General features: G+C 41.9%; 20 protein-coding genes and 1 tRNA gene. 16 read left to right on the top strand and 5 right to left on the bottom strand.

Annotated features, from left to right (window positions below; genetic code table 11):
• Positions 1 to 53: 53 nt before the first annotated feature.
• On the bottom strand, positions 54 to 1133 hold the full coding sequence (gene dinB / locus DBR32_RS03900; protein ID WP_124634995.1) for a DNA polymerase IV: 1080 nt from the start codon (positions 1131 to 1133) through the stop codon (positions 54 to 56).
• Positions 1133 to 1942: a LexA family transcriptional regulator gene (locus tag DBR32_RS03895; RefSeq protein WP_124634994.1), complete on the bottom strand. Its 810-nt coding sequence runs from the start codon at positions 1940 to 1942 to the stop codon at positions 1133 to 1135. Before DBR32_RS03895 ends, dinB begins: the two co-directional genes overlap by 1 nt.
• Positions 1943 to 2010: 68 nt before the next feature.
• Between DBR32_RS03895 and DBR32_RS03890 the strand changes: the two genes are divergently transcribed.
• The 5 genes from DBR32_RS03890 to DBR32_RS03870 all read left to right on the top strand — a co-directional run bounded on the left by DBR32_RS03890 (position 2011) and on the right by DBR32_RS03870 (position 8700).
• Positions 2011 to 2763: an ImuA family protein gene (locus DBR32_RS03890; RefSeq protein ID WP_124634993.1), complete on the top strand. Its 753-nt coding sequence runs from the start codon at positions 2011 to 2013 to the stop codon at positions 2761 to 2763.
• The gene (locus tag DBR32_RS03885) at positions 2760 to 4259 is read left to right on the top strand and encodes a DNA polymerase Y family protein (RefSeq protein WP_124634992.1); all 1500 of its coding nucleotides are present in this window, start codon (positions 2760 to 2762) and stop codon (positions 4257 to 4259) included. Before DBR32_RS03890 ends, DBR32_RS03885 begins: the two co-directional genes overlap by 4 nt.
• A gap of 3 nt (positions 4260 to 4262) precedes the next feature.
• A complete protein-coding gene (locus DBR32_RS03880; RefSeq protein ID WP_233559652.1) occupies positions 4263 to 7424 on the top strand; it encodes an error-prone DNA polymerase in 3162 nt (1053 codons plus the stop codon).
• A gap of 8 nt (positions 7425 to 7432) precedes the next feature.
• Positions 7433 to 8026: an alpha-ketoglutarate-dependent dioxygenase AlkB gene (locus tag DBR32_RS03875; protein ID WP_124634991.1), complete on the top strand. Its 594-nt coding sequence runs from the start codon at positions 7433 to 7435 to the stop codon at positions 8024 to 8026.
• Between the two features lie 218 nt (positions 8027 to 8244).
• A complete protein-coding gene (locus DBR32_RS03870; RefSeq protein ID WP_124634990.1) occupies positions 8245 to 8700 on the top strand; it encodes a DUF1801 domain-containing protein in 456 nt (151 codons plus the stop codon).
• 271 nt (positions 8701 to 8971) lie between these two features.
• Here the strand turns inward: DBR32_RS03870 and DBR32_RS03865 are convergent, their stop codons facing one another.
• The 3 genes from DBR32_RS03865 to DBR32_RS03855 all read right to left on the bottom strand — a co-directional run bounded on the left by DBR32_RS03865 (position 8972) and on the right by DBR32_RS03855 (position 12617).
• A complete protein-coding gene (locus DBR32_RS03865) occupies positions 8972 to 10873 on the bottom strand; it encodes a T9SS type A sorting domain-containing protein (RefSeq protein ID WP_124634989.1) in 1902 nt (633 codons plus the stop codon).
• 259 nt (positions 10874 to 11132) lie between these two features.
• A tRNA-Leu gene (locus DBR32_RS03860) sits at positions 11133 to 11216 on the bottom strand.
• A gap of 114 nt (positions 11217 to 11330) precedes the next feature.
• The gene (locus DBR32_RS03855; RefSeq protein ID WP_124634988.1) at positions 11331 to 12617 is read right to left on the bottom strand and encodes a pitrilysin family protein; all 1287 of its coding nucleotides are present in this window, start codon (positions 12615 to 12617) and stop codon (positions 11331 to 11333) included.
• Between the two features lie 114 nt (positions 12618 to 12731).
• On the opposite strand from DBR32_RS03855, the gene DBR32_RS03850 reads away from it, so the two are divergent.
• The 11 genes from DBR32_RS03850 (at position 12732) to DBR32_RS03800 (ending at position 23188) form a co-directional block, all read left to right on the top strand.
• Positions 12732 to 13499: a phosphosulfolactate synthase gene (locus DBR32_RS03850; protein ID WP_370453694.1), complete on the top strand. Its 768-nt coding sequence runs from the start codon at positions 12732 to 12734 to the stop codon at positions 13497 to 13499.
• Between the two features lie 8 nt (positions 13500 to 13507).
• Positions 13508 to 14437, top strand: coding sequence for a class I SAM-dependent methyltransferase (locus tag DBR32_RS03845; RefSeq protein WP_124634987.1), 930 nt, complete (start codon positions 13508 to 13510; stop codon positions 14435 to 14437).
• A gap of 108 nt (positions 14438 to 14545) precedes the next feature.
• The gene (locus DBR32_RS03840; RefSeq protein WP_124634986.1) at positions 14546 to 14974 is read left to right on the top strand and encodes a peptidylprolyl isomerase; all 429 of its coding nucleotides are present in this window, start codon (positions 14546 to 14548) and stop codon (positions 14972 to 14974) included.
• A gap of 89 nt (positions 14975 to 15063) precedes the next feature.
• Positions 15064 to 15771 (top strand): MotA/TolQ/ExbB proton channel family protein, encoded by a 708-nt coding sequence (locus DBR32_RS03835; RefSeq protein ID WP_124634985.1) that lies wholly within the window; start codon positions 15064 to 15066, stop codon positions 15769 to 15771.
• Between the two features lie 10 nt (positions 15772 to 15781).
• Entirely contained in the window at positions 15782 to 16837 is a 1056-nt protein-coding gene (gene rfbB, locus DBR32_RS03830) for a dTDP-glucose 4,6-dehydratase (protein ID WP_124634984.1), read from the top strand.
• A gap of 4 nt (positions 16838 to 16841) precedes the next feature.
• Positions 16842 to 17375, top strand: a complete 534-nt coding sequence (rfbC, locus tag DBR32_RS03825) for a dTDP-4-dehydrorhamnose 3,5-epimerase (protein WP_124634983.1) — start codon at positions 16842 to 16844, stop codon at positions 17373 to 17375.
• Positions 17376 to 17396: 21 nt separating this feature from the next.
• Entirely contained in the window at positions 17397 to 18257 is an 861-nt protein-coding gene (rfbA, locus tag DBR32_RS03820; RefSeq protein WP_124634982.1) for a glucose-1-phosphate thymidylyltransferase RfbA, read from the top strand.
• A 10-nt stretch (positions 18258 to 18267) separates the two neighbouring features.
• The gene (locus tag DBR32_RS03815; protein ID WP_124634981.1) at positions 18268 to 18855 is read left to right on the top strand and encodes an acyltransferase; all 588 of its coding nucleotides are present in this window, start codon (positions 18268 to 18270) and stop codon (positions 18853 to 18855) included.
• Positions 18845 to 19867 (top strand): Gfo/Idh/MocA family protein, encoded by a 1023-nt coding sequence (locus DBR32_RS03810; RefSeq protein WP_124634980.1) that lies wholly within the window; start codon positions 18845 to 18847, stop codon positions 19865 to 19867. The genes DBR32_RS03815 and DBR32_RS03810 overlap by 11 nt, the downstream gene beginning before the upstream one ends.
• A gap of 152 nt (positions 19868 to 20019) precedes the next feature.
• Positions 20020 to 20805, top strand: a complete 786-nt coding sequence (locus tag DBR32_RS03805) for a polysaccharide biosynthesis/export family protein (RefSeq protein ID WP_158605901.1) — start codon at positions 20020 to 20022, stop codon at positions 20803 to 20805.
• A gap of 4 nt (positions 20806 to 20809) precedes the next feature.
• Positions 20810 to 23188, top strand: a complete 2379-nt coding sequence (locus DBR32_RS03800; protein ID WP_124634978.1) for a polysaccharide biosynthesis tyrosine autokinase — start codon at positions 20810 to 20812, stop codon at positions 23186 to 23188.
• Positions 23189 to 23259: the final 71 nt, after the last annotated feature.

The raw sequence follows: 23259 nt of genomic DNA, 5'->3' as shown, positions 1-23259 counted from the left end.
TTCATTCGGGACTACTTAATAAGAGTGTTATGCGTTACGAAAACAACTAAGGGTTAAAAAAGCTTCAATTGCCTGTTGTCGGAAGGCCTTGTATCAAAATTTGATATGCCCACTCCTAAAAGGCGCACTCGCTTCTCCTCTATAGGAGCCATTTCCAATATGGCATTCACTGCGCTGATCATCCCCTCCCGATCATTCATTACATCCGCTACAGAAAGACTGCGGGTCATTAAAGTAAAATCATGAAACTTGAATTTCACTGTTACGGTTCTGCCTTTTAATCCTGAACGCTGCAATCTTTTGGCTAAACGTTCCGATAAAATTTCCAGCTCCGGCAGCATCGCATCTTTTGTGATAATATCATGCTGGTACGTATCTTCTACACTCACGGATTTTGTTTCGCGATGTGGGTGTACGGCACGGTTATCAATACCTCTAACAATTTGGTAATAGAATTTGCCGGGCTTTCCAAAGTGTTTTATCAGGTCATGCTCTGACAATCGTTTAAGATCTATGCCCCTGTGTAAACCCATCGATTTCATCTTAGCCGCAGTTACTTTACCCACGCCAAAGAAGCGCTCGACCGGCAGCTCTTCCATAAAGACCTCAATCCTGGAAGGACCGATAAAAGTTAAGCCATCTGGTTTATTCATATCAGAAGCAATCTTAGCGACAAACTTATTGATCGAAACACCCGCCGATGCTGTAAGTGATAATTCATCCCTGATTGCATTTTTTATCTGTGTTGCAATCTCAATAGCAGAGCCGATGTCCTGCTTGTCTTTAGTTACATCCAGGTAGGCTTCGTCTAGAGAAAGGGGTTCTATAATATCTGTGTATCGGCTAAAGATTTCACGAATATGATTAGATGCGGTTTTGTAGGCATCAAACCTTGGAAATACAAAAATGGCATCCGGGCAGAGTCGCTGCGCGGTTTTGGAAGGCATAGCAGAACGAATGCCATACTTCCGGGCTTCATAGCTGGCGGTAGCGACTACACCGCCGCGTCCTTCAGGAGTACCACCTACAATGAGCGGCTTTCCTTTATATTCCGGAAAGTCCCTTTGCTCCACAGAGGCATAGAAGGCATCCATGTCAATATGAATAATCTTACGTTGTACGGCATCTATCATTATCCATTCCGGTTCTTTATTTTAAGTTCATTTTTTAAATCTTGCAGCATCGCTTTGATCTCTTGCATATCGGTCTCCGGTTCAGGGATAGTGCCTGTTTGGTGTTTGAGGTATTTCCATACTTCCAGCACCTCATGGCTATCTACAGTATAAGGTTCATAAGCTTTATTAAGCGATTTGAGGAGTAGTGTGCCATCCTCTTGTACGGTAACTAATTTAAACACAAAGTCTTGCTCTCCTTTTAATATGACAATACTAGGTGTTTCCGGTTTCAGGCTGTTCCAATCCTGCACATATTGGGCAATCACATCGCTACCTTCCGGTATGGGTAACATAGAATCCCCGGTAGTGGGAAACATCCGGTAAGTACCATGTTTAGGGAGATTGGGTAAACTTAATTTAGGGAGACTGGCGATAAACTCCGGGTTATTATACCCGGACCGGTATCCGGCTTTGGCTTTTATGGGTACATATTCAGCATTTTCTTTATTATGCTTATCTACGGTAATGGCCAGCACCCTTAACTGGCTTCCGGTCAGGTATGTTTTATTCGCCGCCTGGAGCGTTCTGATTTCCGATTCGTTAAGCAGCGTCAGGTCCATCCGCATTAAAGCATCGATACTAATCTTAAAATGGTCAGAAAATTTCAGCAAATCTTCTGCAGTAGGATTTTTCGTTTGTCCCGATTCTAAAGCATGTAATTTGGTACGTTTGATACCCATTAATGCGGCAAAATCTTCCTGGCTAAACCGCTTGCGTTCCCTTAAAAAACGAAGATTGCTATAGAAAAAAATTTTTAAAACTTCCATTTTATTGTTATTATTGATAACATCTAATATGTCATTATTAATGACAAAGATACTTAATAATCAATAACATGATACAAGAAGCAGCAAAAAAAGAGGTGATGGATCGATTGCGGAAAGAGATTCTTGCAGCTGAGGGATTACAACGCCCAACTTACGAACCCCGATTGCATTTGGGACTACAGGCACTGGAAATGGCTTTCCCTGATCAGACCTTCCCCACGGGATGCATCCATGAATTTATTAGTCCGGACACGGAGCGTGCCGCTGCGACCACAGGGTTTATAGCAGCCCTGCTCAGTCATATTGCCGTGCAAAAAGGCCCCTGTGTATGGGTGAGCCGGCAGCACCGGATTTTCGCGCCGGCGCTGCTCAGCTTTGGGCTGCAGCCCGACCAGGTTATTTTCATTAATCCTGATAAAGATAAAGACCTGCTTTGGACAACAGAGCAGGCGTTAAAATGTAGCAGTCTTACGGCCGTAATCGCCGATGTACAAGAACTGGATCTTACGGCTTCGCGCCGACTGCAATTGGCGGTGGAGCAGAGTAGGGTAACCGGCTTTTTGCACCGGCACAATCCTAGGACTATGGGGCATACGGCTTGTGTAGCCCGCTGGCAGGTGCAATCACTGTGCAGTGAAGCGACCGCTGTTCCGGGTCTTGGTTTCCCACGTTGGCAAGTAAACCTTTTAAAAGTGCGTAATGGCAGGCCCGGAAGCTGGATTGTAGACTGGACTGCTGATCAGTTCCGGATAACGGAGCCTGTACCCGAAACGATAACAAGGGAAGAAGCTTATACTTATACTAAAGTGGCACAGGCATGAGTCGGTATTTAGCAATATGGTTTCCCTACCTCGTTCCTGATCGGTTGGCCAGGCGCAAACCAGCACTCAGGAAGCAGTCATTTGTAACCAGCTTGCCTGAGCGGGGGCGTCTGGTTATCCAGTCCGCAAGTGCACAAGCTGTACTCAGCGGGATTAAGCCCGGTATGATCCTGGCCGATGCCCGTGCCATTTATCCCGATCTTATAACGATAGATCATGATCCTAAATTGCCGGAAAGGCTCTTAACTATTTTAGCGGAATGGTGCCTTCGGTTTACCCCGATAGCCGCTACGGATCTTCCTGATGGATTGATACTTGACATTAGCGGTTGTACACATCTTTGGGGTGGAGAGTCATCTTATTTGAAAGAGATCATTAAAAGATTATCAAAAGGAGGATACCATGTTCATGCAGCCATCGCAGATACTGTTGGCGCTGCCTGGGCATTAAGCCGCTATGAGCAAAATGGAACGATAATAGAAAAAGATAAGCAAAAAGATGCTCTGATATGTTTACCGGTATCTGCCTTACGGTTACCTGTAAATATTAGTGATCGCTTGTACCAGTTAGGTTTGACAACTATTGGCGGCCTGCTCGCTATACCACGACAGGGATTGAAAAAACGTTTCGGGCAGGAGTTGCTGACCCGGATTGACCAAGCATTGGGTATGCTATCGGAACCGATAAAACCTGTTTGCCCTGCACCTGTTTTTCAGGAACGGCTTTATTGCCTAGAACCGGTGTGTACCGCAAAAGCCATAACGATTGGCTTACAACAATTGCTGGCATCGCTGTGTAGTCGTCTTGTAAAGGAAAAAAAAGGTTTGCGCAAAGCGGTACTTACATGCTATCGTATCGATAATAAAGTACAGCAAATAGAGATCGGTACCCATAGGGCGGCAAGAGATACTGCGCATCTCTTCCGTTTATTTGAAAACAAGATCGCCAACATTGCACCCGGCTTAGGCATTGAACTTTTTGTATTGGATGCTCCGGTCACAGATCCGCTGGATGTACAGCAGGAAAGCCTGTGGATGGATGCCGGTATGGAGCAGAACCGGGCGATAACCCAACTATTGGATCGGATCGGCGGTCGTTTAGGCCCAAATGCCATACAACGCTACCTGCCTGCCGAGCACCATTGGCCGGAACGCTCTTATATGCCTGCTGCTACCTTATCAGAGCGGCCTGCAATACCCTGGCCGAAAGGCTTAAGCAGACCGGTATATGTACTACCTCGTCCAGAACCGATAAAGGTTTCGGTGCCGATACCGGATTATCCGCCCATGTTGTTTATCTACAATGGGGTCGTGCACAATATTAAAAAGGCAGATGGGCCCGAACGCATAGAGCGGGAGTGGTGGATCGATAAAGGGCTGCAAAGAGATTATTATTGTGTAGAGGATACTACAGGAAAACGTTATTGGCTATTTCGTTCAGGACATTACGACAGTGCACATGCACCGGATTGGTTTATTCATGGATTTTTTGCATAAAGGATGGAACACATATTATATACAGAACTGGAGGTGACCAGCAATTTTACTTTTTTGCGGGGCGGTTCGCATCCCGAAGAACTGGTGGAACAGGCCGCTGCTTTGGGTTATAAGACGATCGCTATTACGGATCACAATACTTTGGCCGGTATTGTAAGAGCACATGCTGCTGCGCGGAAATGTAGCATTAGGATTATTCCTGCCTGCCGCCTGGTTTTGTCCAATGGCCCCGACCTGTTAGCGTATCCTACCAATAAAGCCGCATATGCACGGCTGTCTGCCCTGCTTACCTTAGGTAATTTACGTACAGAGAAAGGTAAATGTGAATTGTACAAACAAGATATTTATGATCATAAAGAGGACATAAAATTTATATTGGTGCCGCCTGATCGGCTCAATAAAACATTTGACTTTGAAGCTGATTTTTACAAGGCGGCAGAGGAATATAAATTGCATTTGGGTGACAGTCTTTACATAGCCGCTACCTGTAACTACCAGGGTTTTGATCAAAAAAGATTGTATCGTATAGCCCAATTAGCCGGTGCGCTCAATATGCCCATGGTCGCTACCAATAATGTACATTATCACCATACAGAAAGAAGGGAGCTGCAGGACATATTAACCTGTGTGCGGGAAAAGAAAACGATCTATAATGCAGGTTTTCTGCTATACCAAAATGCAGAGCGGTACCTAAAACCTAATGGGGAAATGCACCGCCTGTTCCGGCAATATCCTGATGCGATCACCCGCACACGGGAAATTGTGGAGGCTTGTCAGTTCTCTTTAGATAGCCTGCAATATGTGTATCCTGAAGAATTGACTACCGAAGGGCGAACGCCCCAGCAAGAATTGACAATGCTGGCTTGGCAAGGAGCAACAGAAAAATTTGGGGAAGAGATACCAGAAAAAATAAGAGCGGCTATACAATTTGAGCTGGACTTTATCGAACGGAAAAACTACCCTTCCTATTTTTTAACGGTATACGACTTTGTGCGCTTTGCCCGAAGCCAGAATATACTCTGCCAGGGCCGCGGTTCAGCGGCTAATTCTGTGGTTTGTTATTGCCTAGGCATTACCTCTGTAAATCCGGCTAAGTTTAAATTGCTTTTTGCAAGGTTTATGTCAGATGCCCGGGATGAGCCGCCCGATATAGATGTAGATTTTGAACACGAACGCCGGGAGGAAGTGATGCAATATATCTATAACAAATACGGTCGCGACCGGGCAGGTATTGTCGCTACGGTTACACAGGTACATTGGAAGGGTGCCATACGTGATGTGGCCAAAGTAATGGGCTTGTCGGTCGATAGTATTGACCGATTAGCCAAGTATGGATATGAACTTACCGAAGCATGGAAAGAAGGGGAAACCGCCTCCACGGAAGGATTCAACCCTAACGATCCGCATTTACGAAAAGTGCTTGAGCTGACCAGGCAGTACATCGGTTTTCCACGGCAATTGGGACAGCATACCGGGGGCTTTGTCATTACACAAGGTAAACTCTCGGAACTTTGTCCGGTTCTGAACGCGCGCATGGATAACCGGACAAATGTAGAATGGAACAAAGATGATATCGAAGCTTTAGGTTTTTTAAAAGTGGATGTATTGGCACTAGGTATGCTTACCTGCATCCGCAAGGCCTTCGACCTGGCCAAACAACATTACGGGCTTCATCTAACCCTGGCTACTGTACCGCAAGACGACCCTGCAGTATATGAGATGATCTCGCATGCAGATACCATCGGCGTATTCCAGATTGAAAGCCGGGCGCAGATGTCGATGTTACCCAGGCTACGGCCAAAGAATTTTTACGATCTGGTTATAGAGGTGGCTATTGTGCGGCCGGGGCCAATACAAGGAGATATGGTGCATCCCTATCTGCGCAGGCGTAACGGAGAGGAACCGGTATCTTTTCCATCTAAGGAATTAGAAGAGATACTAGGCCGTACGCTGGGTGTACCCTTGTTTCAGGAACAGGCTATGGAAATCGCCATAGTGGCCGCGGGTTTCACCCCTGCCGAAGCAGATGGTTTACGCAGGAGCATGGCCACCTTTAAATCGCATGGGCAAGTGAGTAATTGGCGTACCAAGCTGGTAGAAGGTATGAAAGCCAAAGGCTATGAACAGGCATTTGCAGAGCGGGTATTTAAACAGTTAGAGGGTTTCGGTAGTTATGGTTTCCCGGAGAGCCATGCCGCCAGCTTCGCTTTATTGGTGTATATCTCCTCCTGGATCAAATGCTATTACCCGGATATATTTGCTACAGCATTGCTCAATAGTATGCCAATGGGCTTTTACCAACCTGCTCAAATTGTAATTGATGCCCAAAAACACGGAGTAACCGTATTGCCCGTCGATGTTAATTATTCCCGATGGGATAATCAATTAGAAAAACAGGAAGGAAAATATTTTGCAATCCGGCTCGGATTTCGGCAGGCAAAGGGTTTGAAGGAAGAAGATATGCAATTGCTTACCGATCGACGCACTGCGCCTTATCAACATCTGCATGTTTTATACGAAGCCGGTATATCTATAACCGCACTGGAATACCTGGCGAATGCCGATGCCTTTCGCTCTCTGGGTTATGACCGGCGTAGAGCCTTATGGGAAATAACCGCTTTGCAGGACAGGCCGGATGGCCTGTATAAAGGGCAATTGATGATCGATGAGATAGATCGGCAAACGGAGCTTCCTGAAATGACCCTGACAGACCATGTACTACATGATTATAAGAGTACAACGCTATCGCTTAAAGCGCATCCCGTAAGTTTTGCAAGACCACAGCTTTTTAAACGCTGTGTGTTAAGTACAGTTGAACTCAATAACTGGCCCGATGGAACACCCGTACAAGTGGCCGGGCTGGTACTGGTACGCCAGCGCCCCGGAACAGCTACCGGCGTTTGTTTTATTACCTTGGAAGATGAAAGTGGTATAGCAAATCTGGTTGTATTTAGTAAAACATTCGATCTATATAAGAAGGTGATTTTACAGTCCAAGCTGCTAATGGTAAGCGGAAAACTGCAAAGAGAGGGCGAGGTAACACATGTAGTGGTAAGTCGATGCCAGGACCTCACAAAACTGTTATACCCTGTATCGCCCACTCATCACAAAAGTATGAAAGCCGTACAGGGAGAGATTTTCCCGGATGGCAGAAATTTTAAATAGCAATGATCATGCAACCTAAATTATTTGATGATATAGAACAGCTTGTTTGGCCCGAAGAGCTATTAACTTATACACCGGGCTTTATCAGCCGGGAAGAAGGAGATCGCTTGCTGAAACTATTGCTGAAAACGGTGCCCTGGCAACAGCATAAAGAGATCATGTATGAAAAGGAAGTGATCACTCCACGGCTATCTGCCTGGTATGGCGACCAACGAAAACGGGATGAAGGGAAAAGGGAAGCTTTGTCCTGGCTGCCTGAGCTATATGACCTGAAGCAACGAATAGAACAGCATACCGGTGTTCACTTCCAGGGAGTATTACTGAATTATTATCGTGATGGCAATGATTCCGTAGCTTGGCATGCCGATAAGGACACCATACCAGGACTAAAAACAGACATTGCCTCCTTTAGTATCGGGCAGGAGCGGGATTTTGATTTTCGTAGTAAAGAAGACCATCGCAAAAAATACAGCATCAAGCTGGAGCATGGTTCTTTATTATTAATGAAGGCCGATCTGCAGAAAAGATGGGAACATCGTATCGCGAAGTCTTCCTTTACCATGAAAGCCAGGATCAATATGACATTTCGGAAAGTGATGTAATTATTGATCAGGAATACAGGATTGAAAAAAATAGTCTAAATCGGTTCATTTGCGATGATCTTTTTATCTTCTTCGTAAAAAATGGTAATTTTATTTTGGTTATGGAAAAGAGATTAAGATAAGAATTAAAGCAGTATTGTTGCAACATAATTGTAAACAAAAGCCTGCGATCTGGTGACCATTCAATCAAACAAGAAAACCGTTAAAGCCAATAATATATGAAAGCATCCGGAAAAACAGTAGCAGAAATCCTGGCCAATATTCCTGAAGACCGGTCTGCATCCTTCAATAAACTACATGAGACCATTATAAAAAGCCTGCCCAAAGGTTTTGAAGCAGCGATTAGTTATGGTGGATTGGGTTATGTTGTACCACATAGCATGTATCCTGCAGGCTATCACTGCAAGCCCAGCGAGCCGCTTCCATTTGCAGGTATTGCGTCGCAAAAAAATTCCATTAATTTTTACCACATGGGTATTTATGCTGATCCGGAATTGCTGGAATGGTTTCAGTCAGAATATCCCAAACACAGCAAGCAAAAGCTCGATATGGGGAAAAGTTGCATCCGTTTTAAAAAACCGGATGAGATCCCCTTTAAGCTTATTGGGGAATTAATGAAAAAAATGAGCGTAAAAGAATGGGTCAATATGTATGAAACTAAGATGAGAAAATAGCCGGTCAAGCAATTTGTTTCGTCCTGAAATATCCATACACTAAAGAAGTTCCAAAATGGAATCAGCTCACAATTTTGACCCTTTTGTATTCTTCATCGGGGTTAAAGTATCTTTTGCTTTCGTAAAAGGACATCAAGCGTATAAAGTACCGGAATTTCAATTTAGTATTTTTACTTGTATTTCAACATGGAATACTTAAAATGCCAGAGAGGCTGTCTCGAATGGGACAGCCTCTCTGGAGATATAAAAATGAGCTATTAAAAGGTATAGATTACTGTTTGATGAACATCTGGCGTGTGATTACCTTTTTGTTTTTATGGATAACAACGATATAGTATACCCCATTGGATAAAGCTGAAATATTCATGCGCACCTGAGGCTCATTTGGTGTAACTGTCCTTGTATACAGTTCCTGGCCCAGGGTATTAATGATGTTGATCACAGCACTTTCCGCAAGTCCGGCTACAACCAGTTCATCGGAAGCAGGGTTTGGATAAACAGATACGGAATGCTCTTTGTCTAAGGTAATCAGTACAACACTGCTGTAGTGGAAGTTGCCATTCTGATCCAGTTGTTTTAACCGGTAGAAACTTTTACCGACTTCCACATCCTTATCCATGAAATTGTAGTCGAGGTTTGCATTACTGTTGCCATTTTCTGCTTTAGTATTTACAAATCCAATCGGACTCCAGCTGTTTCCGTCGTTGCTTCTTTCTATATTGAAACCTTTATTGCTGCGCTCGCTTATCGTCGACCAGTTCAACTGCACGCTTGTATTAACTTTAGCGGCTTTGAAATAAAGCAGGTTAACGGGTAATGGCGTGGAGGTGGCAATGCCAAAATTTTTGTTGTTTACACTGCTTGTGCCCATAACTACAGTCAGGGAACCATCTGGCGTTCCATCTCCGCTGCCTGCATTATTATTGCCATTCTCGCCGGTAGTGCTCCAGCCTGCTGGCGGTGTTGTATTGATTGGTGTGGTCTGTACTTTGGTACCCAGAGGGTATTGCTGTGTAGAAAGCTTAACCGTATAGGTCTGGTTAGAGGATGCCTGCAGGATATAACTTCCGTTAGCAGCTACACGGGAAGAATCAACTATGATATTATTGCTGTTGACGAGGTACACATACAAGGGTGCGGGTAATGTGGTAAAATTTTCTCCGGCATTGATAATCGTATTGCTGTTACCGTCGTTAAACAGGCTTCCGCTGATCTCCAGGCTGCCACAGGGGGTTACGGTCAATGTCGTGACTACGATACTATCACAGGCATATTGTGATGCACCAATTAATGTGTCTGAATAGGTACCGCTGGAGGTATAGCAAACCTTTTCACTGGCATTGATTGTTTTAGCACCCATGTCCGGATGTACGATACATACAGAATCGCCGGCACAAATGCTCAGGCTTCGGGTATTAACCGGTATCGGGCGAATGACGAATGTTTGTGTGCTGGAACTATTGGCACATCCTCCTGTGCCCACTATATCGTAGCGAAAAACACTGTTGACGGCGGTGCTGGTCAGCTGTGCGGTTCCTGCCGCAGCGTTAAGCGTAAAACCTGATCCCGATTGGTATGTCCATGCCCCTCCGGCATCGGCGGGTAGGGATTGGTAAGCTGATAAGGGTAATATAGAGGTATCATTGGCGCAGAGATCAAAGGTCTCGCTACTACCGGCACGTTTACAAGCGATACCGAAATTCCTGTTTGCTAGGGGTGTTGTACCCACGTTGCCCTGGATAATGCCATTTGGATTGGCATCACCGAAACCGGAGTTGCTGATATTCTCACCGGTGGTTACATAACCGGTTGGTGCTGTATGGTCGATGGGTGTACTGGTAATATTGGTACTGATTGCATATTGCAACGTTGAAAGATGCAGGGTAAATCCGCTACTATTTACCGCATCAACAGTATAAGTCCCGTTTGCCGCCACATAAGCAGAGTCAATAATAAGGTTCGAGGGATTAACCAGATAGATATATAGTTGAACGGGCAGACCGGCAAAGTTTTCGCCAGCGTTGATTACGGTATTTCGGTTATCATCTCTGAATACAGTACCGCTGATCGTTGTTTGGGCTTGTGCCTCTTCAGCCAATCCCATCGTTAAGGCCATAAGGCCAGATAGGATCAGGGATTTTTTTAGCCCCGATAAAAAATTACGTTGTTTCATGATTGTTATGTATTGGGTGAATTTCGGGGCGAAAGTAGGTCAATACACAACTGCTAAATGAAAGTGTAGTAATACTTGAACAGATATATTAAGGAAATACGTAATTGTTTCGTTAATGGTTATTACGTTGCGGAATATTTGCGATTTGGGAGACCAATTATAGCTGTTTTAAGAGGGGGGCAAGTATGGTAGGGATACCTCACTGGATTTGTCGATAGTTAAAAAATAAAGGTGATGAGCATTTGCTCATCACCTTCGGTGCCCGAGACTGGATTCGAACCAGCACATCCTTGCGAACGCTGCGACCTGAACACAGTGCGTCTACCAATTTCGCCACTCGGGCAACGGGCTGCAAATATAAGATAAAATCAATTAAATAAAACAAAAAAAGAGTTCCTTTTTTCCAAAATAATTTTATCCCAGAATACTTGCCGGATTATTATCACCCTTCATGATCTTACACCACAATCAACTCATAAAATGCCTCCGGATTCAGGTATTGCTGTGCGAGTTCCTGTAATCGTTCTGCGGTAATATTTTTATACACAGCAATGCTTCTGTGGAAATCTGCTTCCGTTTGGTTGTTTAGGATAAGGTTTTTCCAACGTTGCATGATGGAAAATGGGCCATCAAGATCGCCCAAGATACTGCCTAATAAATAATTTTTGACCAGCATCAGTTCTTCTGCATCAATAGGGCTGTCTTGTAGCAGTTTCATTTCCTTGTGTATTTCCGCTACCGTCTGTTCGCAGACATCTTTCCCGGCTTCCGTGGCAATCATCATCATGCCCTCATACTGATAACTAATCAGGCTGCTGTAAATGCCATAGGTAAATCCTTTTTCCTCCCGGATATTAGCCATAAGTCTGGATCCGAAATATCCTCCGAATACCGTATTCAGCACTAATGTTTCGGCAAAGATGGGGTCAGTACGCATTAAAAACGGACGGGCCATGCGCACGGCACCCTGCACCCCGTTGGGATCATTATTGATGCGATGCTTTAAAACCTCGTTCGGTTGTTTATCATAGCCAATAATGGAAGTTGTCGCTTGAGTATCATTCCAGCTGTCTTTTCCGAAATGATCCATCACCAGGTTCAGGTTGGATTCCTCAAAATTGCCGGATACGAAAATGGTACAATTCCCTGCGGAATAATGTTTTTTATGAAAATCATTCAACACCGAAGAAGACAACGCTTCTATGTCTGGTTGTTCGGTAAACTTACCATAGGGATGTTGCCTGCCGAATACAAAAGCATCAATATGCCTGTTGGCCACAAAGTCGCACTGGCGAAGGTTTACCGACAATCTTTGCAAAGCATTTTGTTTGTATATATTCACCTCTTCTTCGGGGAAAATTGCTTCTGCAATAATCTCTTTAATGACCGGAAGCAAGAGGGGTAAATGTTTGCTGAGGGCGTGCAGGGTAACCGTCGAAAAATCATTATTCGCCGTTACTTTAAGGGAGGCACCGTAATATTCGATAGCTTCGTTGAGCCTGTAAGCCGATTTGTGTGCCGTACCATTTTTTAATAATGCAGCAGTAGCCTGCGCGACAGCTGTTTGAGATTCTGCCCATATGCCCGCTTTAAACACCCAAGAGACTTCTACCACTTCTTGCGTGCCTGCCTGGAGCCAATATATAGGAATCTGGTTCAGACATACGGTTTTTTGACAGGCTGGTAACTCAAATGTGAAACTTACGGCATCATGGATCGCCGGAGCAATGGATCTATCTAACATGGCACAAAAGTAGTGTTTTAATATATGTATACAGAAGGGAAAATCATAAAACTATCTAGTGTTTAATATGCTTTTGTAAAAGATGTGTATTTTTGCACGAATAAACAACAACGAATGATTAATTTTAATTTAACCCAACTTCCGGAAAGAACCACAGCACCCAGAGTAAATGGGATTACGATGGTTATGGATAAAGGCCTTAGTATTCCGGAAGTACATAATTTTCTTTCTATTGCGAAACCGCATATAGATGTCGTGAAACTGGGATTTGGAACGGCTGTCGTCACTCCCAATCTGAAAGAAAAATTAAAGGTTTATAGTGATCAGGATATTCCTGTATACTTCGGCGGTACTTTGTTTGAAGCCTTTTTGGTAAGAAATCAGTTGGATGATTATATCAAATCGCTTAAAGATTACGGAGTACAATATGTAGAAGTTTCTGATGGCTCTATTTCCATTCCCCATGAAGAAAAGTGTGCTTATATCTCCCGCTTAGCAGCCGAAGGGTTTACCGTATATTCTGAAGTAGGAAGTAAAGATGCGTCTAATGTAATGCCTCCATATAAATGGATCGAGCAAATGGATGCAGAGCTTACTGCTGGTTCTTCCTGTGTCATCGCAGAAGCTAGAGAAGCCGGAAATATTGGTATTTACAGAGGTTCAGGAGAGGTGAGAGAAGGTTTGGTGCAGGAAATTTTAACAAAAATACCGGCAGAAAAGATTTTGTGGGAAGCACCACAGAAGGCGCAACAGGTCTATTTCCTTAAATTATTAGGTTGTAATGTAAACCTGGGAAATATTGCCCCTAATGAAGTTATTCCTTTGGAAGCCATGCGTATTGGTTTGCGCGGCGATTCGTTCACCATGTTTTTAGATAAATAGTTGCATTGATGGAAGCGTTTGCGAATCGATTGCAAAAAAATAAAAAGCATTTATTGAAATGGGCTAAACGGCAGGGAATCAGTTGTTTTCGTATTTACGATCATGATATCCCTGAGTTTCCTTTTTGTGTAGACCGCTATGAAGATTGTGTACATATTTCCGAATATGTACATCGTTATAAAATGACGGAAGAAGAGCATGAACAGTGGCTTATCGATGCGGTCAGTACCGTAGCGGAGCAATTGGCGGTACCCGGGGAATCTATTTTCCTGAAAGAGCGGAAAATCCTTTCCAGAAGGGTAGAGCAATATGAAAAAGTAGCGGTAGCAAGCAAGAAAATCGTGGTACAGGAAAGTGGCCTGAAATTTTGGGTCAATCTGACCGACTACCTGGATACGGGTTTGTTTTTAGATCATCGTCCCTTAAGGCAATTGTTTCAGGCGGAATCGGAAGGCAAAAAAGTATTGAATTTATTTGCGTATACCGGATCATTCTCTGTATATGCGGCTGCGGCAAAAGCCAAATCCGTCACCACCGTAGATCTTTCTAATACCTATTTGAACTGGGCTAAAGAAAACTTCGAGCTAAATGGTTTTGCAGTGCAGGAGGGTGACTTTATACAGAGTGATGTAATGGACTTTTTAAAGAAAGCGCCCGAAACATTATATGACCTCGTTATTGTAGATCCGCCCAGCTTTAGCAATAGCAAACGCATGAAGGGTACATGGGATACGCAAAGAGACCATGCCACAATGTTGCACCTGTTGTTACAGCATGTTGCCAAGGGAGGCGTGGTTTATTTTTCTAATAACTTCAGGAATTTTACCCCTGATTTTACCCGGCTTAAAGTGAGTAGTATCGCAGAAATTACCGATAAAACGATTCCGGAAGACTTTAGAAATAAGAAAATACACCATTGCTACAAAATCGTACATTAAGCATCTAAAACAATAAATTAACTAATATTTCGGGGGAATTAAGTTTGTCAGTATATAATTAAAAGATATATTGCATCCAATTTTTAAAAATCAATATAATAGTAAATTATGGCACAAGTAAAAGCAGGCGATACCGTAAAAGTGCATTATCATGGAAAATTAACTGATGGCACAACTTTTGATAGCTCAGAAGGACGTGAACCACTGCAATTTGTAGTTGGAGAAGGTCAAGTGATCAAAGGATTTGATAACGCATTGATCGATATGCAGGTTGGAGACAAAAAAACAGTAAATATTCCTGTTGAGGAAGCTTACGGTCCTGCAAGTCCGGAAAACCTTGTAGAATTTCCAAAAACAGAATTTCCTCAGGATGCAGAACCTCAGGTAGGAATGCAAATGCACTTAAGCGATAATCAAGGAAATGTATTCCCGGTTATTATTGCGGAAGTAAAAGAGGAATCTGTTGTATTAGATGCCAACCACGTTTTAGCGGGTAAAGACCTGGTATTTGATATTGAATTGGTAGAGATCGTATAGTATTACACTCTTATAACATTTAGTATGGGCGAAAGTTTTACATTTTTGCCCATTTTTTTTACTTTTGTCTTTGACCTTAAATTGATAGCATGAACTTCAGCCCAATTTTACTACAAGTAGTTGCAGATACAGTGCAAGCAGCTGCAGTGCCCCTTGTAAAGCCCGCCACACAAGAACAATTGTCCTTATGGTATTTGCTAAAAGAAGGCGGTGTATTGATGATTCCGCTTTTAATCTGTAGTCTGATCTCTATTTATATATTTTTTGAACGTTTTTTAGCCATTAGAAAAGCGATGAGTGCTCCTGCAGACTTCATGCAGCGGGTAAAAGAAAAAATTACCGAAGGAAATTTAAGTGGCGCACAATCCCTTTGTAAAAACTATGAAGGTGCTGTTCCGCGCGTTGTTTCCAAAGGAATTAGCCGCATCGGCAAACCGATTGACCATATCGAAAAATCCATGGAAAACTCCGGAAAACTGGAAGTATATGCGATGGAGAAAAACGTAGGTATCCTGTCTACTATTGCCGGTATTGCACCTATTTTTGGTTTTTTGGGAACGATCGTAGGGATGATCATTATGTTCTATAACATTCAACATGATCCTGCCTTTTCAATCAATAGCGTAGCAGGCGGTATTTATACCAAACTGGTTACTTCCGCTGCCGGTTTGATTATCGGTTTGGTGTCTTTCGTTGCCTATAATTATTTAAATGCCTTAATCAACAGAGGGGTTAACAGAATTGAAACGTCCGCAACGGAATTATTAGATATTCTGCATGAACCTGCTCACCATTAATCCTATACCCATGTCCACAAATAAAACGATTATCATTACCGGAGGTGCCGGATTCATTGGCTCTCATGTGGTAAGAAGATTTGTAAATAACTATCCTCAATATAAAATTATTAACCTGGATAAACTTACCTATGCCGGTAATTTAGCCAACCTGACCGATATCGAAAAAGCACCGAATTATATCTTTGAAAAAGGAGATATCTGTGATGTCGCTTTTGTCGATGCATTATTTCAAAAATATACGCCTGATGCGGTTATTCACTTAGCAGCAGAAAGCCATGTAGACCGCAGTATTGCAAACCCTGTGGAGTTTGTAATGACCAATGTAGTGGGTACAGTTACCTTATTGAATGCGGCACGTCATGCCTGGAAAGGTGCTTATGATACACACCGTTTCTATCATGTATCTACCGATGAGGTGTATGGTGCGCTGGGTGCAGAAGGGATGTTTACCGAAACAACTGCCTACGACCCGCATAGTCCTTATTCGGCCTCTAAAGCGAGTTCTGACCACTTTGTAAGGGCTTATCATGATACTTATGGAATGGACTGTGTGATCTCCAATTGTTCGAATAATTATGGATCGCATCACTTCCCGGAAAAACTGATTCCATTATCTATCAATAACATAAAAAATATGAAGCCGATACCGGTATACGGTAAAGGGGAGAATGTAAGAGATTGGCTTTGGGTAGAAGATCATGCTAGGGCAATCGATGATATTTTTCATAAAGCGAAGACCGGTAAAACCTATAACATCGGTGGGCATAATGAGTGGACCAATATTGATCTGATCCATTTATTATGCAAAATCATGGATAAAAAACTGAATAGAGCAGAAGGCACATCGGCAGCGCTGATTACTTTTGTTACAGACAGGGCAGGACATGATTTACGTTATGCCATTGATGCTACTACTTTGAAAGAAGAGCTGGGATGGTTACCAAGTTTGCAATTTGAAGAAGGTTTGGAAAAAACGGTAGATTGGTATTTGGAAAACGAAGAATGGCTGAATAATGTAACCAGTGGTGCTTATCAGAAATATTACGAAAATCAGTACAATTAAAGATATGACAGCACAGGAAACGAAACTTAAAGGATGTTTTATCTTATCCCCACAGGTTTTCAAGGATTCGAGAGGTTATTTTTTCGAAAGTTTTAATGAAGAAAAATTTACTGAATTGACGGGTGCATCGGGCCGATTTGTGCAGGATAACCAGTCTTTCTCTGAATATGGTACTGTTCGTGGATTACATTTACAAACGGGGGGTGCTGCACAGGCAAAATTGGTACGCGTAATAAGTGGTGTGGTGTTGGATGTCGCGGTCGATCTTCGTCCCGATTCAGAAACCTATAAACAATGGGTAGCTGTGGAGCTGAATGCAGAAGATAATAACCAGTTATATGTACCGAGAGGGTTTGCACACGGTTTTTCTGTATTAAGCGAAACCGCTGTTTTTGCCTATAAATGCGATAATTTTTATAATAAAAGTGCCGAGGGAGGGATACGCTATAACGACCCTGCCTTAAATATTGATTGGAAAATTCCACAAGATAAAATGTTGCTGTCTGAAAAAGACCTCATTTTACCATTTTTAGATTAAAAATATTTTAAATATCAAATCATGAAGGGTATTGTACTCGCCGGTGGATCCGGAACCAGATTGTATCCCATTACAAGAGGTATTAGTAAACAACTGATGCCCATCTATGATAAACCTATGATCTACTACCCTTTATCGGTATTGATGATGGCTGGGATTAAAGATATTCTGATTATTACCACACCTGAAGACCAGGCAGGATTTAAAAGATTATTAGGAGATGGCGCACAATGGGGCTGTAATTTTGAATATGTGATTCAGGAAGTTCCCAATGGTTTGGCTCAGGCATTTGTATTAGGGGAGTCATTCATCGGAGCAGATAAAGTCGCCTTAGTACTTGGAGATAATATCTTTTATGGCTCCGGTATGGGCACTTTGCTACAAAGTAATACGGAAGTAGAAGGTGGCGTGGTATATGCTTACCAGGTACATGATCCGGAGCGTTATGGCGTGGTAGAATTCGATGAGGATTTTAATGCCTTGTCCATCGAAGAGAAACCGGCCAATCCGAAATCTAATTATGCCGTTCCCGGACTGTATTTTTACGATAATGATGTAGTGGAAATTGCAAAAAACTTAGCACCTTCTGAAAGAGGAGAGTATGAGATAACGGATATCAACAAAATATACCTGGAGCAAGGACGATTAAAAGTAAGCGTACTTAATCGCGGCACCGCCTGGTTAGATACAGGAACTTTTGACTCCATGATGGAAGCCAGTCAGTTCGTACAGATTTTGGAGAACCGTCAGGGTCTAAAAGTGGGGTGTCCCGAAGAAGTAGCTTACCGGATGGGCTTTATTTCCAAAGAACAATTGCTGGAGGTTGCTGCTCCATTGAAGAAAAGTGGTTATGGGGTATATTTGGAGCGATTGGTAAAATAATAAAATATACATGAGTATACATATCGATTATTATGTACATGAAACAGCTGTAGTAGATGCGGGGGCCACGATAGGAAAAGGCACCCGCATTTGGCATTTTAGCCACCTGATGTCTTCTGCTGTTTTAGGAGAAGGTTGTAACATCGGGCAAAATTGTTTTGTGGGCGATAAGGTTGTGCTGGGTAATAATGTAAAAGTACAGAACAATGTATCTATATATGAAGGGGTGACCTGTGCTGATGATGTCTTTGTGGGGCCTTCTGTTGTATTTACCAATGTGATCAATCCGAGAAGTGCCATTAACCGTAAAGAACAATATTTACAAACAAGAATAGGTAAAGGAGCTTCTATAGGGGCTAATGCAACCATTATTTGCGGCAATGATATTGGCGCTTATGCATTTATTGGTGCAGGAGCAGTCGTCTCTAAGGCGGTCAAAGCCTATGCACTGGTGGTTGGAAATCCTGCAAAACAAATAGGCTGGATCAGTGCCTACGGACACCGTCTGGTTTTTGATGAAGACCAGCTTGCGGTATGTACTGAAAGCAAGGAACAATATTCTTTAATCAATAATGAAGTAATTAGAATTGAGTCATAAAATAAAATTTATAGTCATCGGTTGCGGGCATATCGGAAAAAGGCATGCGGCAATGATTTTGAATAATCCCGAAGCCGAATTGGTGGCGCTGGTGGATATTAAAGACAGGAATGAGCTTTATATTGATCAATACGATGCTCCTTTCTTTAATTCCTACGAGGAACTGAAGCAGGCCGGAATTGATTTTGACGTGGCCAATATTGCCGTGCCTAATGGCTTGCATGCAACATTGGCATTGTCGGTATTAGAAGATTGCAAAAATGTAGTGATCGAAAAACCTTTGGCCTTGTCTACCCGGGAAGCACAGCAAATTATTGATCTTGCAGAAAAGGTAGAGCGCAAAGTGTTTGTCGTGATGCAAAATCGCTACTCCCCGCCTTCTGTATGGCTAAAAGAGTTGGTTGAATCAGGTAAATTAGGGCAGATCCATATGCTGCAGATGAATTGCTACTGGAACAGAGACGAACGATATTACACTCCGGAAGGCTGGCATGGTAGCAAACAATTAGATGGAGGTACATTATTTACCCAATTTTCTCATTTTATAGACATCCTATATTGGGTATTTGGACAAATAAAAAATATTGATACAAGGCTATACGATTTCAATCATCAAAACCTTACAGAATTTGAAGATAGTGGTCATGTATTATTTGAATTAGTGCAAGGAGGAGCGGGAAATATTAATTTTTCAACAGCTGTTTGGGATAAGAATTTAGAGAGCTCGTTAACTATAATTGCAGAAAAGGGGAGTGTGAAGATCGGGGGGCAATATATGGACAAAGTGAGTTATTGCCATATTAAGGATTATGTAATGCCCGAGCTGCCACCAACCCTTCCCGGAAATGATTATGGGTTTTACAAGGGGTCTGCCGCAAACCATGCTTTTGTCATACAAAATGTGATTGATGTATTGAACCATAATGCCGCTATAACGACAACCGTTTATGATGGTCTGGAGGTTGTACATATGATAGAGCAAATATATCAGGCACAATATGAGAAAAAATAGATATTATTGTATGAAATAATATGATTTTGGGTTGATAGACCTATCATTGATAAGTGCTAAATGTTTTTGTTTAAATGTTAACGGCATTTTATTTAAAGGATTGCAAATTTATAAAATCATATTTTAACATTAACTTCGCGCAAAATCCTGTTATGAAATTAAAATCATATATACCTGTTTTTCTTGCCTTTAGCCTTTTTTCTTGTAGTCCTAAGAACAAGAAAGCCTTAACTTATTTCAATAATTTACCGGATAGTACTTACACGGTAAAACAAGTTGAGAATAAAACGGAGCAAAGGATAAAAGTAGACGATGTTCTTTCTGTGAAAGTAAGCACGCTTAATGCCGAATCCAATACCTTATTCAATGCGGGTGTACTGACCGGGGCACAAAGTGAGAATGCGCTTAATGAAGGGTATAAAGTGGACAAAAACGGAGATATCAATTTTCCCGTACTCGGTAAAATAAGCTTGGCTAATAAAACATTGGAGGAAGCGCAGGATTTAATTACACAAAAAATCAGTACTCAGGTTAAAAATCCTATTGTAAATGTACGCCTATTAAATGCTCAGGTTTCCGTTTTGGGAGAGGTGGGTGCTCCGGGTATCATCAACATATCGGCGCGTAAGACGACGATTTTAGAGGCTTTGGGTAAAGCAGGTGATATTACGGCTACCGGTAGAAAAGATAATGTATTGCTGATTAGAGAAAACGGAGATAAACGGGAAATGATCAGATTAAATATGAATGATGTAGTCACCATGTCCTCACCTTTCTATTATCTGCAACAGAACGATGTGATTATCGTAGAAGCGACTAGGCGCAAACAAAGACAAACGAAAGGAATTCCGGACGCCATTACTATTTCGTCCTTAACCCTATCTTCCGTAGCCACTATTTTAGGCTTATTTTCAACCATCAGATACCTGAAAAACTAATAGAATGGAACCATTAATAAATGATAATACGACTTCAGGCAATAAGATAGGCAATGTTATTCCTAATATTAATCTTAAGGACTGGCTTTTTAAGATCCTAAGGTACTGGCCATGGTTTCTGATATGCATAATCGCGGCTTTAGCACTGTCTTTTATCTATTTACGATATGCAACAAAGCAATATGTCTCTTCGGCAACCCTAATGGTAAAACAGGACAACAAGGAAGCAAAGTTGTCGTCAATAATGGGGGCTGCGGGTCCTGGATCAGGTGTTGATCTCCAAAGTGAGATCATGTACATCAAGAGCCGCTCTATTATGCAACGTGTAATCGAGGAATTACAATTAAATGTAAGCTACTTTGTAGAGGGAAAAGTAAAGAAAATGGAGCTTTATAAAGCCGAATTCCCCTTTAACTTAGTGGTTAGTGATTACAATAAAATGCAATACGGCCAATCGGTAACACTGGAAATAAAAAATGTTTCGAGTTTCTATTGGATTGAAAATGAGAAAAAATACCTGGCCACCTTTGGCGTTCCTTTTAAAACGGGAGCCGGTGTGTTTAATCTCAATAATAAAATGAAATTAGACAATGGTACTTATGAGATCATATTCTCCGATCCGACCATTGTTGCCTCGCAATACAGTTCAACCCTTTCTGTTAATCCTTTGGATAATACGAATGTGTTAGTTTTGTCGATGGTGGATGCCCTTCCTCAAAGATCGGTCGATATCATCAATAAGCTAATGGAGGTGTACTCTGTTGAAGTCATTAAAGATAAGAATGTCGAAAATGACAATACAATTACCTTTATTGATGGCAGGTTACGCCTGTTGGTTTCAGAACTGGGAGACGTGGAGCGAGATGTGGCCAATTATAAAAGCCAATATTCTTTGGTTGAAGACAATAATGCCAGTGTTTATATGGGTCAGGCTACTGACTATGCTAAGCAAACGGAACAATATAATATACAGCTCAATATATTAAATTCTTTGAAGAGTTATATGTCTTCTAAAGATAAAAATAACCTTGTGCCCACAAGTATGGGGATTAACGACCCTACCTTAAGTGGGCTAACTGCTAAATATAATGATCTGCAAAACCAACGGAAGCAATTACTAAATACGGTTGAACCAACGAGTATTCAGGTTAAAAATTTAGATGCGGAAATTACCAGTTTAAAATCAAACATTAATGAAAATATTAATAATGTAAAAAAAGGATTGGAAATCACCCGGAATAACCTGAATCAGAATACCAATACTTTTGAAAGCAAAGTAAAAGCCTCTCCGAATATTGAAAGACAGTTATTGAGCATTAAAAGAGAACAGGGAATTAAATCAGCTATTTATGGCTATTTACTACAGAAACAGGAAGAAACCTTAATTCTTGCGGCGGCTACGGCACCTAATTCCAAAATAGTGGATGCTGCAGCAACGAATACGAATCCGGTAAGCCCCAATAAAAAAGGAGTTTATGCTGCAGGGTTTTTACTCGGATTATTAATACCATTAGGTATTGTGTTTCTAAAAGAAATCCTGAATAATAAAATTACTAGCGTTAATGATGTAAAATCGGTTGTTGATGTACCCATTATTGGAGAGATCAGCCATCATGATAACCAGCAAATGCTGATTGTCAAAGAAGGCAGCAGAGATGCGGTATCTGAATTATTCCGATTAGTGCGTACGAACCTTCGATTTTTACATAAAAGCGAAGACCATAAAATCATATTAGTCACCTCTAGTATGAGCGGTGAAGGTAAGACCTCTTTTACGACCAATCTCGGAGCCAGCTTAGCCTTAACCGGAAAAAAAGTAATTTTACTGGAATTTGATATCCGCAGGCCTAAAATGTTAAGCGGTATCGGGATGAAATCACAGTATGGTATTACCAATTACCTGATTGATGATTCGATTACTTTAGGAGAGATCATCCACCCCGTAAAAGGCTCCAAAAATCTGTATGTAATGGGGGCAGGTCCGATTCCGCCTAATCCTTCAGAGCTGATGTTGAGCCCGAAATTGAAGCAAATGATGAGTATGCTGAAGCAGGAATTTGATTATGTACTGTTAGATTCGTCGCCGATCGGTCAAGTGGCAGATGCCTTTAACCTGAATGATTTTATTGATACGACCATCTATATAGTACGCTACAATTATACTTATAAAGAGCAAGTAAATATTATTAAAGATATTGTTATCCATAAAAAGTTCAACAATCTGGTTGTGGCTATGAATGATGCCAATGTAACCAACTCTCAGGGTTATGGTTATGGTTATGGTTATGGCTACGGTTATGGTTATGGAGAAGATAAGGTTAATGCCTTAAGTGATTCCAATACAATCTTAGCCAGATTTAAAAGACGAATGGGAAAAGGTTAGTATTTTAAAAGAGGGTAGCATATATTGCACCCTCTTTTAGGATAGGGCCGGGTGAAATAAATTATTGCGAT

This window comes from Taibaiella sp. KBW10, from assembly GCF_003852495.1.
GTDB lineage: Bacteria > Bacteroidota > Bacteroidia > Chitinophagales > Chitinophagaceae > Edaphocola.
This window is presented reverse-complemented; position numbering and strand designations above follow the sequence as displayed.